This window comes from Herbaspirillum camelliae (assembly GCF_001929405.1).
In the GTDB taxonomy this organism is placed as follows: domain Bacteria; phylum Pseudomonadota; class Gammaproteobacteria; order Burkholderiales; family Burkholderiaceae_D; genus Herbaspirillum; species Herbaspirillum seropedicae.
Genome location: NZ_KV880769.1, coordinates 1,080,100 through 1,093,142, shown reverse-complemented (window position 1 = coordinate 1,093,142; position 13,043 = coordinate 1,080,100). Strand labels below are relative to the sequence as shown.

Annotated in this window: 8 protein-coding genes; 4 read left to right on the top strand and 4 right to left on the bottom strand. The window is 51.9% G+C overall.

Annotated elements, in window-relative coordinates; all coding sequences use genetic code 11:
- Nucleotides 1–133: 133 nt before the first annotated feature.
- Both BGK68_RS05000 and BGK68_RS04990 read left to right on the top strand, forming a co-directional pair.
- A complete protein-coding gene (locus BGK68_RS05000; RefSeq protein ID WP_075256159.1) occupies nt 134–658 on the top strand; it encodes an XRE family transcriptional regulator in 525 nt (174 codons plus the stop codon).
- Between the two features lie 76 nt (nt 659–734).
- The gene (locus BGK68_RS04990) at nt 735–1,124 is read left to right on the top strand and encodes a helix-turn-helix domain-containing protein (protein ID WP_233149235.1); all 390 of its coding nucleotides are present in this window, start codon (nt 735–737) and stop codon (nt 1,122–1,124) included.
- Between the two features lie 783 nt (nt 1,125–1,907).
- Here BGK68_RS04990 and BGK68_RS04985 read toward each other — a convergent pair.
- Nucleotides 1,908–3,116, bottom strand: coding sequence for a hypothetical protein (locus BGK68_RS04985; RefSeq protein ID WP_143432948.1), 1,209 nt, complete (start codon nt 3,114–3,116; stop codon nt 1,908–1,910).
- On the opposite strand from BGK68_RS04985, the gene BGK68_RS04980 reads away from it, so the two are divergent.
- Nucleotides 3,115–3,864 carry a TraB/GumN family protein gene (locus BGK68_RS04980; protein WP_075256157.1) on the top strand — a complete coding sequence of 250 codons (750 nt, stop codon included), beginning with the start codon at nt 3,115–3,117 and terminating at the stop codon, nt 3,862–3,864. The genes BGK68_RS04985 and BGK68_RS04980 overlap by 2 nt on opposite strands.
- A 3-nt stretch (nt 3,865–3,867) precedes the next feature.
- Here the strand turns inward: BGK68_RS04980 and BGK68_RS04975 are convergent, their stop codons facing one another.
- The gene (locus tag BGK68_RS04975) at nt 3,868–4,287 is read right to left on the bottom strand and encodes a DUF2513 domain-containing protein (RefSeq protein WP_075256156.1); all 420 of its coding nucleotides are present in this window, start codon (nt 4,285–4,287) and stop codon (nt 3,868–3,870) included.
- A gap of 84 nt (nt 4,288–4,371) precedes the next feature.
- The gene (locus tag BGK68_RS04970; protein ID WP_075256155.1) at nt 4,372–4,581 is read right to left on the bottom strand and encodes a hypothetical protein; all 210 of its coding nucleotides are present in this window, start codon (nt 4,579–4,581) and stop codon (nt 4,372–4,374) included.
- 57 nt (nt 4,582–4,638) lie between these two features.
- Between BGK68_RS04970 and BGK68_RS04965 the strand changes: the two genes are divergently transcribed.
- The gene (locus BGK68_RS04965) at nt 4,639–6,015 is read left to right on the top strand and encodes an IS30 family transposase (protein WP_083657723.1); all 1,377 of its coding nucleotides are present in this window, start codon (nt 4,639–4,641) and stop codon (nt 6,013–6,015) included.
- Nucleotides 6,016–6,440: 425 nt separating this feature from the next.
- Here the strand turns inward: BGK68_RS04965 and BGK68_RS04960 are convergent, their stop codons facing one another.
- Nucleotides 6,441–12,881: a hypothetical protein gene (locus tag BGK68_RS04960; RefSeq protein ID WP_075256153.1), complete on the bottom strand. Its 6,441-nt coding sequence runs from the start codon at nt 12,879–12,881 to the stop codon at nt 6,441–6,443.
- Between the last annotated feature and the right edge of the window lie 162 nt (nt 12,882–13,043).

Below are 13,043 nucleotides of genomic sequence, written 5' to 3'. Positions count from 1 at the left end.
GGTTTTCGGACAAGCCTGAACCAATCGCCATAGGTTTCAGACATGTGGGGTGAGCGAGTTGGAATCGTGCTGCTAGGCTCGCGTCCATTCTGGCGCCGCCTAAACTGAATACATCATTCTCAATAGGTTCGCCATGGAACACGAATTTATCCTTCGATACCGACTAGACCCGGCCGACGCCGCGAGTGATGTGGACGGTATCCTCGAACGGCTCGGCGATGCTGGCTGCATAGATGCTCTCGTTGGGATAGGTGCGCCAGGACAAATCGTTCTCGATTTCGCGCGCAGTGCTACTTCTCTGCAACAAGCAATTCGTATTGCTGTAGCGGACGTGAAGAGCGCCATACCGATGGCGGTGCTGTATTCGACGGAGGTTCAGAACAACGAAGAGGACGTGGACGAGGCCCTCATGGTGAGACTGGCCATCATGGAGGGCCTGATGACCGAGCTAACCGCCTGGATTAACTCGAATCAGCTCACGTACGCCGGCGCCGCAGAAACATTTGGAGTGAAGCCTGCGCGGGTGTACGAAATTACCAGGATGAATCCTCAGAATATCACCATCGATTCTCTCGTCGACATGCTGTTGCGAGCGGGGAAGAGTGTCCACTTTGGAATAGAAGCGTCGCCCACCCACGATACAAGCAGGCCGACCTGATGGCAGACATGCCGCAAGGACTGCCGCGTGTCAAAGGCTGGGATGACATGTCCTCGGCTGGCCTGGAAAACAGCTGATGTCCGCAATCGCATGCATTATCTGTATTGTGTCCGTGATTGCGGACATGAAGCGAGATGAAACCCCATTGCTATCGCCTGCTAGGTTGATGGAAGCACGCGAGCTTGGTGAAAAGCTAGCCCGGCTCCGCAAGGCGCGGCGTTTGCGGCAAGCCGATGCTGCCTTACGCGCCGGTTTGGCCCGCTCGACGGCCGCACTCATTGAAAAGGGTGACATCCGCCGTACGCAGGCGCAAATCCTGCGGTACCTAGAGGCAATCGCGCCTGGCCTCACACTCTTGGCGTTGTTTCAGGAATCTGACCCATCCTTGGCTGCGCTGCGTACCCGCGAGCTCACTCAGCGCATTCGGCCGCTCGGCAAAGCCGCGCTTGACGAGCTGGATTTCTGATGGTGACCCAAGAATAAATTGAGAAGGCCAACCCGCACGTCGAGGTCGACTTGGAAGGCCTCTTGCGAAAGTCGGGGAGCAGGTCACATCCATCAGCAACGCCCTTCATCGGACGCGGCCACGCGCAGGGCGAATCCGACATGGAATCTCCATAAGGTAATTAAAATTATCTTACGCAATTTTAAATCCTAAGTTGATGATTTTATTGAGGTTTTTGTTCTAAAATTTCATCCGTCACCATGATTCGTAAACTTAACTTCATAGCGAGCTGTGCTGGGATGCTACGTGCTTGAACACGTCGATGGCTTTGCGCCCTGGTTGCATTGATGTTCGTGAAATCGAGCATTGACGGCATAGCCAAGGCATTTGGAGGGTGGGAATTGTCCTGAATCATTCGCATAAACTGGCATTGAATGCTGATTTATGCAAACGATTCAGGCAACAACAGACGCTGAGATTTGCAGCGGTGAGGAGGTGTTAGCTCATCCTGCCGGCACTGTAGAGAACGCGCTGGGTGAAGTTATGGCGCCGCTAACCAAGTGGTACTTCAACATCTGTGGGGATATGTAGACAGCATCGCTCCCTGGCTGCATTGATATTTGCGTCGTAAGCTCTGGCTTGATAACCTATATTAAAGGACTTCTTCAGCCGACTCGAGAGGTCGCCCGCCAAGTTTTGCTTGGTCTAGCAACCGCTAGGTAAGAGGAATCGGACCCGATGGACCAGAAGCCCCGCTAGTCGGGGCTTCTGCATTTCTTAACGATGAATTGAGTCATTCTCAATTTAATCGTCCCAGTCCTCTTTCGTCGTACGCTTCATCTTGATAAGACGGCTGTGAACCGGTTTCGCCCATGCAAAGAGTGATGTTGAGAAGCGATGTTTTTCGCCCAGAAAAAATGCACTGCACATGTACTTGATGCCTTGCCAGAATGGGGGCTCGAAATCCAGATGCAGCGGAAAGCCGGGCGGGTACTTGCGTCGCTCGAAATATGCCATCACTTTGGTCATGATGGTTATCATCAAGAGCATGACGCCAAACGAGAACGACATGACGAGGCCGATGGGGATGTCTGGATGTTGCTTTAGCATCGCCTGCCAGCCGTACATATAGTGGATGATTCCAGCTGAGATGGGCGTGCCAAAAATCATGTTGAGAATTAGGAATAGAATGAAGCCGTTGCTCAATCGTTCGCCAATTCCCGCCTTCGAATCCTCGGCCTCGTGGTCCAGGCTCGATGCTTGGTCACGCACCCGTCCGCGGATTTGCACCCGCGCCATCGGATTGCCACTGTAGACGATAGCTATCGAAAGGTAGTCCGATGGCCCAATTCCATCAAAATCGAAGTAGATAGAGCGCTCGCCGCGCTTCAAAACTTCGTACTCGAGCTCCTTCGAATCCGACACTGCCGTGGCATCGACGATTTCAGCATCCTTACTCAGGACGATGCGCAAAGGGGCACCATCCATGAAATCGGTTGGTGAAATCGTCTTCGTCCCACGATTCCAAATCAGCAGCCGCATGATGTAGATGCCGGAGTGTTGCTTCCCATCCTTGTCCACGATTTTTAAGGGATAGTGCTTGGGGAATTCCGCCACGATGCCTGATTCGACGATGCGTGACGTTAGGAGCCGCTCAGGAGGGGCATCCTTCTTCTTCAAGCCAATCAATGCTGCAACTAAACGAATCAGACTGGTGGCGAGGGATATTAATGAATGTGCGAGTTCAGCCATATTTCTCTTCTGATATTTAATTGTGAACAGGAAAACGATTCGGCCTGTGGGAGGGCCTTTGGAGTTCTTAAATACTGGCAACGCGCAACAGGCCAGAGAATAATAGCGAATTGCCGCATGGATATGTTTTCCATGTAGAAATAATAAAAAAATAAATTTGAGACGATATGGGGCGTCTCGTTTGGCACAAGAGTAGCTGTACGGCGAGGGAGGGCTTTGCCAATTCGCCGTGCCATACTGGCGTGCCAGGAGGGTAGTCATGTACTTTCAAATCGATAACACCAATGTTCGCGTGCTTGGCTCGATTCACTTCTTCCCAGAGAATGTGCCAGGGGTGCCTCGGTGGGCGCTTGAGGCGTACGACTGGGCAGAGGAAATTGCCCTGGAGGTTGATTGGAGCAATGTCGGTGATTTGTTCAGCTTGCCCGAAGGGGAGTCATTCGCTAACCAGGTGCCGGCCGATGTCTGGACTTGGTTGGAGGCACATTGGCCGCCTGCATATGGTGAGTTGGGGCGTAAGCCGGCTTGGTTCGTCATCACCCAGGTCGCACAAATTGGTGTGAAGCTGCAGCCCGGTCTCGACTTGCATATCCGGGCCTTCGCCGAGCGGGATGGGAAGCCGCTTCACTTCCTGGAGACGGCTCCACAATTCGACTCGATGATGAAGGCCATACCGCCTGTGGACATCGAGCGCGCGCTAAGAGAAGCCATTGCAAACTTCCCTGAGAACGACAAGTCTTTCAAAGGGCTGTACGCTGATTGGGTTAAGCGCGACCTCGCTACGATGTTCCGGCGCATTCAGAAGAAGGCCATCGTAACTATCCCATCCCTCCGTCACGCAGTGCTGACCGGCCGCAATGCGTCTTGGGCAAGCGGCGTAAATGAGCTCTGCAAGTCTCCGCAGAAGACTCTGGTTGTCGTTGGCGGCTTGCACCTTTACGAAGAAGGCAACCTGCTCCAGCAAATAGGTCGACCAACGTCGCCGATTGAGCAGAAAGGGCGCACCTAAAAATCAGCTGCCCAGAACCTGCTTTAGAGCTACACCAGTTAGCTGCTTGATGACCTCGAACGTGAGGTCGATACCTTTCTTCTTGGCCATATCCTTGACTGTAGTCCACACCGTGTTGGAGCGCATGGTGTCGAGCAGGTCGTGGCCGGCCATGGTCAGCCTCGGCGTCATAACTGTCCAGTGGCATTCCCCTGTTGAGTCGCGAATTATCTTGATGCCTTCGACATAGCCGGCCTCGGTCAAAAGTTCTACGTGCCCGCATATTCGATTCGATGTGTCGAAGTATTCGCCAATCTTCTTTTTGTACTGCTCCTCAGTTTCATCATCCAACCATCGGGGGGACTGTGGAATACCAGCGAAGATGTCGCGGTCTTCTTCAATATCGGTCAGATGCTGGCGGATTAAATCCCAGTCTCTCTTCATGAGTCGCTCCTGGCCACGTTTTGAGGGGGAGGTGCAGGCTGGCTGCTCCGTTGCATTTCTCGAATAGTAACGCTACATGTCTGCTTAAACTGCATCGCGCAAAACTCTCACGATGGCCGCTTGATGCTGGACGTCATCGTCGTCGTTAAATGCCTCGACCATTGCGTCGACTTCTCCCTCAAGTTTCACTAGCGCCTCACGCACACGGGCGATTTCTTCGCGTAGTTCTTTCTTCCTTTCTTCCTTCGGGTCAGTTTTTTCGTCAGAAGTGAATCGGATGATAGGCAGATTCAATCGGTGGTCGCAACACCTTTAATCAAAGAGGTGTTTATGGGACGACCAGTGGGATGGATGTACAAGTTGACGGGGCGAGGGGCGATGCGATCACCAGGTGCGCCGTCGCATCGCCGGGACACCGAGCGGCGATTCTGGGAGCAAATCGCAACAGGTATTACGAGTGAGAAGGCTGCTGAGGCGGTCGGTGTGTCACCGGCAGTAGGGACGCGTTGGTTCCGTCACAATGGTGGTATGCCACTTTCTATGTTAAGCCCGTTATCCGGGAGATACTTGTCGTTTTCAGAGCGAGAAGAGATCGGACTTCTTTCGTGCCAAGGCATCGGAGTAAGAGCGATTGCTCGCCGTATTGGGCGCAGCGCGTCGACGGTTTCCCGGGAGCTGAAACGCAACGTTGCAACTCGTGCTGGTCGACTTGAGTATCGAGCGTCGGTGGCGCAGTGGAAGACTGAACTCGTCGCAAAGAGACCCAAGCCTTCGAAGCTAGTAACTAATCCACGGTTGCACGATTACGTCCAAGACCGTCTGGAGGGCAAGGTTCGCGGTGCTGATGGCCGTGACGTTTCTGGTCCTCGGCAAGCGCCGTTCATAGGCAGAAACAAGCCGCATCGCGGTGACCGTAAATGGGTCAATGGTTGGTCGCCTGAGCAGATTTCCAACCGGCTGCAAATCGACTTTCCGAATGACAAGTCCATGCGAATCTCTCACGAAGCCATTTACCAAGCACTTTATATCCAGGGTCGAGGAGCTCTTAAGCGAGAGCTAGTTAGCTGTCTGCGCACTGGTCGGGCGTTGCGCGTGCCGAGGGCTAGAGCACAAGCCAAAGTTTGGGCGCACGTTAGCGAGGATGTAATGATCACTAACCGTCCTGCAGAAGCCCAAGATCGTGCCGTACCAGGGCATTGGGAAGGGGATCTGATCATTGGCCTGAACCGGTCTGCAATCGGGACGCTGGTCGAGCGATCAAGCCGATTCACTATGCTCGTCCACCTACCGCGCGAGGAAGGCTACGGATTGATACCAAGGACGAAAAATGGTCCTGCGCTGGCTGGCTACGGAGCTGTTACGATGGCTAATGCGCTCAGAAATGCAGTGGCTGACATGCCTGCTCTTTTGTGGCAATCATTGACCTGGGATCGTGGCAAAGAACTATCTGATCACGCCCGCTTCACGGTCGAATCCGGGGTAAAGGTATTTTTTGCCGACCCGTACAGTCCATGGCAGCGTGGCACAAACGAAAATACGAACGGTCTTTTGCGACAATACTTCCCAAAGGGTACCGACTTGTCTCGGTGGAGCGTTCGCGAGATCCAGGCCGTTGCTAATACACTCAACTCCAGACCTCGAAAAACGCTTGGTTGGAAGACACCGGCCGAAGCACTGGACGAGTATCTAAAATCTGTTCAACAATCTGGTGTTGCGACGACCGGTTGAATCTACCGATAAATCGAAGGTGCCGTTCAGCGTCGAGCTTTTGGATTAGCTTCTGCTCTACCGAACTGAGGTTCTGTTCGGCGATATCTCCGGTTGCTATCTCCGAGGGTAGGGTGAGTAAAAACATCGAAGCAAAGAGCTTGCTCGCTGATTCCTGAAATTCTGCCAGGGGAGAATGTGTTCCCTTTTGCCTTCCTCGCAAAAAGTGCCCATCAGCGTCCATAGCACTGAGCTGATTTACTGCGTCTTCGAGTTTAGCCATCGGATTGGCTCGGCCAGAGAGCTCAGCACGATTTGCCCATAATCTGAAAACCAGCGAGCACGCTTCGCTCCTGGCCAGCTGACCAACATGTGAATCGCCCTCGAGTTCGGCTTTGGCTATGAGTTCTGCCAAGTAATGAGCCATCCAGACAGCGAGCGTGTTCTCATAGTTGTCCACCATTGTTTCCCGAACCAACAGCTTTCCAAGTTCCAATGGGTCCTTCAATAGATTCGATAACTCCGTCGTGAGTGAGGAGGAGATAGTTGTCGAAATACTGGCTTTCTTCATCCCTTTTCTCGAATCGGTCTTCATCTTGCTTCCTGTGAGTGTTGATTTTTACGAGAAGATTGCGCTGTGAGGTGTTGAGCACCGTATCAAGGATATTGCGCTTGCAGTGCAAGCGTTCTCCAACAGAGCGCGTCCAATCCCAGGTTCTGTACGCTCTTTGCTCTGGAATTTTCTCTGTCCATTTTTCAGAGTAGAACGCCAATTCTGCGGATAACGATACCTGCCAGCCAGCAGCGTAAAGGGGGCTGGGCGATAAGCCCAAAAGTTCCACGACAGCTTCGTTGGGGCGAGATGCCCGGGCAGAAAGGGGTTCGCCGACATTATCATACTCATCCAGACCCTCGTGTCCTTTGGACGTTGCGAGCCAGCTCTCTAGGATGAACGGTGGTTCGTCAATATCTCTTCCTTCTCCGGTTGGAAGATAGTGAGCATGGCTATCATTTGAGGTCTGTAGGGCACGAAGAAGCGCTCGGGATGTATCTGCGCTCACTAGGCATGAGGAGACTTCGATGCGTTCTTCGTACGTCTTCCAATAGCAATAATAGCTGCCGCTCGCCAAAATCCACCCGGTCTCTTTGTTCAAGCCTAGTATCGAGAGCACTTCGCTAGACCTGGGTCCTCGTAGCCATGGCGTATCAAGCTTCGAATATGTCCAAAATCGCGCTTCAAGCGGTTTGGGGCAGCGCAAGTCGGAAAGCCATACATTTGGCGTGCAGGTAACGGTTGAGCTAAGGAGCTCCTCCTCAAGTGGGTCCTCTTCCCAGTCCCCCTGGTTTAGTGGATGCGTGGACATTAAAGACCCAACAGCGCACCACATAGCGTGCCACTCAAGGTGTGTTGAATACCGCTCAGCAGAGGGAATCACTCCTTGGCTATGGTAGGTACGGCCTCCGTGTCGTTCAAGCTTGTGCCGTCGCGGCTCATCGAGCCACTGCCATGGAGCATTGATGATTCCCCATTTCTCGACAATCCATTTTTCCGCTTCGTCTGTAAATTCAGCAGTCGATACGTCGGCAAAGAGGTCGGCGCGGGGGGCATACCAGTTTTTGATGGTATCCATTGAGTCAAAGTGGAAACGCCGTTCTTTAGCGCCGGCATTTTCTCTAATATCGCTACGTGCAGACCTTTTGCTACGCTTTTGCTTCTTAAAGGGAGACTTAAACGCGTTGCGAACCTTCAGGGATTGGGCCGCTGAGAGCTCGATAAGGCCTGCAGCGGAGAGTCGTTCAAGTCCCTTTTGAGCGAATCTGCGCACAAGCAGGTGGGGGTAATTTTCATCGGCCAGAACCGACAAAAGAAAGTCTTTATAGCGAGCTGCAAATGCAGGATTGTCGTCGCAAGCGCGGGAGATGGCGATAAGCAACCAAAGTCGTGCGGCGGACCAATAGAAGGGGGCGCCTTTAATTCGGAATGACACCTCGTCATGTTGCGCATAGCGAACCACGAGCCGGTCAACGACGTCCGCACATTCCAGTGCAAACAATGCACGTACTGCGTGGGCTGCCCGCCAGCGCACTGCCAAGAAAGCATCGCCAAGATTGGCATATAGCAGCCGTGCGAAGGCATCTGGAACTTCCTTGGGAAGGTCGTCTAACTCGAGCCTGTCGCTTGGTTCCGTTCTAGCAAGAAGACGTGCTAGATAGCTATTGAGTGAAGTGTTAACCTCGTTTGGTGGAATGACTCTCGCGATTGTTTGAATAAGCTCGTACGCAAGTCGGGCGTCGAGGTTTTCTATTTCAGCGAGGCCTGCCAAAAGTGCTTTGTAAAATTTCTCGTCTGTCACGCACGCGCTATCAATTAGCTTTTCTACGGGCGTCTTTCCTGAAATTCTTATCGCGAATATGGCCAGTTGCTTGGACAGAATATTCGGAATGTTAGAGAGGCACCAGTCTTGAACTATTGGTGACGACCCTAGCCATTCGGTTACCGAGTTAGCGAGTATTTCAGCGAAAATGAGGTTTGAGTCAGATTCCAGAATTTCCTGCGCAAGATAATCCAGAAATTCCGTTTGATGATTAGCCGCGACTAGACCTCGAATCCGTAGATATATCTCCGTGTCGAAGTAGAAAGAGATTTGCTTTTCGCGACTTTTTGCAGTTGCTTCGTTGACGAAGTTTAATATTGCTTTGGCAGAGTCGAAAACATAGGTGCTCCAGCTCAGACTTTCAATAAAGTCTTGTCGTTGACGTTCCCTATCGCGACCATATTCGCTTGTGGACGAGTCTTCGTGAAGTGGGTCAGGCAAGTGGCGAAGAAACTCTGCTCGCTCTTTGATGTAGCGAGTCCAGCGCTGCAGGGGCGCCGTTGGCGACATCGCTATCAGAGCTTCATCTCGTTTAAGTTGCGGAGCCGATGTAATTAATTGCGCCTCGCATTCGGCCAACATTTCGCGGATATAGACCTGATTCCCCGGTTCTTCCTCTCGAGCCGCTGCGACAACTGCCGAAACTAAGTCATCGTTGGCCATTTCAGAGAGGTATCTCGCAGCTGTCGCATAGGTCGCCGGAATTTTAGAATTTCGGACGCCTTCGCTAAGCATCACCTGAAGGGTCTCCGTGTCAATGCCCCGACCTTCGTCTTCCCATCGCGATGCAAGTGCAAAACCTATGGGCACGTTCAACCGTGCAATCGCGCGAGACAGTTTTTCCCAGGGGAAGTGGTCGTATCCCTCCAACTTTACGGCAACGTCGGAGCCAAAGGAGGCGAGCGCATATGCTGCAGAGCGAGCTTCTACATCGGTGATAGTGTTTTCGACGACGCTGCTTAGTCTGTCAAAAATGCTGAGCAAAAACATCTCGTGGTAGTCAATCTCCTCTAGCACCACAAAGGCTTTGGAAAAGAAAGATGCCGACGTTTGAGGCGAAACTGTCATTAGCAATTGTGCAAACGCTAAGTAAGAACTAGCCTTGGAAGAAGACGAATTCCTCTCGGCGTTGATTTTCTCTAGCCAACCGTTTGCGTATGCAGTTAATGGCCCGTGGCTTGGCGTCTTCCATGTGAAGGGTTGAAGCATGGAACAGACATTTTCGGCTGAAAATGGGTAGAGTTTGGAGTCTAAGAGTGCTCGAACATGCTCGAATAAATGAGCCGCCTTGTCCTCCGATATTGCAGCCGTTGAAGCTGCCGCGCGAACGACATCTATAGCAATTCCGCGTAGTTCAGGTTTGCGTTCGTTTTGAACATAGGAGCGTAATTTTTGTTGCCAACTAGAGCTTCCTTCGCCAAGAAAGTCGTCAAGATTTCTAGTGACAATGAACTTCGCTCGAGAAATATAGAAGGGAATTACGGCTGAATAATAGCTATGTGACTCCGCTTGGCGTGAGTGTTCTTCCTTGGATATTTTGGACTCATTTGTCCAATGACTTGCTGGCGGCGATTCGAGGCCAAGAAACTCGTGCGCCTTTATTTCTTTGCCTTGGAGAGCAGCTAATAGACACGCGACCCTCAATGAGAGCGGATGAGGGGGGTGGTAATAGCTCTGACTTTCCTCTTGCCGGGCCGATGACTCGGCCCATGCCTTCAACAGCGACGAAAGGTCGTTCGTTGATGAAGCAAGATGAAGTAAATATTCACAAAGCTCTAGTGCGTCACTTTGTAGCTCCCCTGACTCGGAGTTTACCTCTGCCTTGGGGATGCTAAGTAGCCCCGTTGAGGATAGGTTCAGGAGAAGTGACCTAACAGTGTTAGCGTCGGTTTCATTCCCAAGTCTAAGTAGTCGAGAAATGACGCATACCCTCTCCTCGATGCGGATGGTGTTGAGGGAAAGCAGTTCGGTCAGTAGAGAGGGCGCGCGCTCGTCGAGAAGATGGTCAACAAGAGCGATGAATACTTTGTGGCGGTTATCTTTGAGCTTTGTGAGAACTTTGTCTAGCGCGCTATTGCCGCCAATTTTCAATTGCGCGTAGCAATACGCAGCTACATCGGCAACTGTTAGTTGATTCGACGTATCTCCGTGGTTGCGGCCCTCGCGCATATCATCTTGCCATGCAGAGAATGCCTTCCTAGATGCCGTGACACGAGAAATCTGTCCGGTTCGTGCGTCTTCTGCCATGTAGTGACATAAGGCAGGACCCTGGGAAGAGAAATTTTTGGGGTCCCACAGAACAAGCTTTTCTACTGCGCCTCTGGAAAATCTGGTCGCGAGTAGCAAATTCTTGGTCAACATGCTGGTAATTGCCTCACTGGTGCGAAGTCCTTCCGCTCCTATCAGTAAGATAGACAGGGCCTCACTACCGTTGCCTGTCCGACTGCATAATCGCAATGAACTATGCATGCGTTCCAATTGGCATAGACGACGCACGACTGGGTCAGGGAAGAGGACGTCGCTTGGTTCTTTCATTGCCTCCTGGAGTGCTTCGTGCTCCATGCGAGCGTCAATAAGCAAAGAAACTACATGCCGCGCTGCATATGGGTCGGTCTCTGCGTTGGCCAACATCCTGGTAGCTATCCTGGTCCGAACCTGTGATAGTTTCTCGTCTCCACGAGCAATTACGTAATCTTCAAAGTCTTCGTCCGCAAACGACACAAGCTGTGAGTCAACACGCAGGGTGGGTGACAAGTCGGCACATAAGTCTTTCGTCAGTCCTATAGAAAGCTCAATGGCGTAGGCCAACTCTTCCATGGGAACAGGGCGTGGAAGTGCAATCAATGCTGCACACATCGCTGATATTGAGTTGGCGTCACCACCTCCTTGCTCCCAAGCTTTTCTTACCGTGAGCTCGAAAATCTGGCTAAGGTTTTTTCCTTCCGGTAGCAGATAGCTTATTGCCGAGGCTGGTCCCCCTGGAAGTTCAATGGCGTAGGAGAGAATACGTGGAACGCCGCCGGTAAGCTTATGAAATTCATCTATCCAGGCTTCTTCTTCGTTGATACCTTTTAACCGTAGATATTCTTTGGTCTCGGGTTGGGAGAACGGCAATATTTCTGATTGAACGAAGTCTGGCGGCAACTTCAATTGGTCTCGTCTTGCGGTGCGAGCGCTGACGACAATTCGGACGTTGTTTGGTAAATCTTGCAGCGTAACGAAGCTGTGTACGAAACACTGTTCGCCATTTCGCTGGGCTGCAGCGACGGCGTTGTCGGCCGCATCAACGACAATCATCAGAATTGCTGCCGGGTTGCTTTTATGAAGGATGTCGGCAGCGTCGACAAGACGCTGACGGAATGCCTTAATCGCATTTTCTTCTTCGAGCACTCGCAAGAGGCGTGGTACACCGATTCGCGATGCTATTTCATTCGATAGCTGAATGAATGCCTCCTGGGGGCGATGCCTTGGATTGCTAGCATCGAGATAGCTGCCGCCACCATAACAGTCGTAGACGATACTGATACTTCCAGAGGGAAGGTATCTTCCCAACAGGCTCACTGTTGTGGTCTTTCCGCACCCCGCGCCGCCATGCACGAGAAGGTACTGTGTGCCAGCGACAAGCTTTTGTGCAGTATCTTTCACCGATTGACGCTGGACCGCAGAAGTTGTGTCTTTGATGCGCGCAGGGCATGGATAAATTGCGTCTTTGGACGAGATACCCAGCCGCGACAAGATTGTTGTTTCGGTGATGGGATTTCTTGAGCGCTCCGGCATCATTTCGTTGCTGATGTAGTGCAGCAACTTGAGGTATGGAAATTCGCTATTGCCGGCAATGAGCTTCTCAAGGGCAAAAATGGCTTGGGTTTCTTGCACCAATAGGGGAGCAGAGCCACATTCGGAGAAATCGAGGAGCTCACAAAACTTCGCAAAATCGGCTTTCGTTAAGCCCGTGGCTGTCCGGAGCGTTTGCTTTTTCTGTGTTTCCGTTTCGGATTCTGTTTCCGTATCAGCGGCGTCTACAGAGTCTGCGGGAGGAGTTTTCCCGCACAGTAGCAGCACCTCTTTGCTGATTGGCTGGTTGCTTACCAATTGAATTTTGTATTGCAGACTGGCATTGCCGTCTTTTTTTGCCTTTTCAGCCGCTCTGAATGAATCCGCCAACTTTCGAAATGGAGAGTTGTTTCCTTTTTTGGAGTCGTTTTTGCATAGTCTGGAAACGGTCCAGTTGTCGTTTGGCGCTGTGGTGGAATACTTCAACTGCGAAAATACGACGGAAACCGCTTCCGTCAAGGTTTCACCACCGCTCAGGAGGCAGACGTCCACCGCATCCCAGTTGCCGTCTTTTGCGATGGCGTCTGCGAACGGAACACCTTCTACAGTCATCGCCTGGTATTGTGGTTCAGGGCTGACCAAGGAAAGTGCCTTCCTAAGTGCCCATAGCTCATGAAATCGGTCGCCGGCATTTGAAGCTGGTGCCCCCTGATTGTCACTTCTCACATCGCTGGCCATATCTTTTTCTCTTTGTTGGAGTGTGCATCGTATTCAAGCTTTGGATACGTAATTTGCCAATATTTTAGTGACTAGGGACTCCAATGTTGAACACGGGCCGTATCCGGGTCCGGGTGTTCTTCTCATCTAAGGAAGGACTGGCGCCCTGTCCTCGTTATCGAT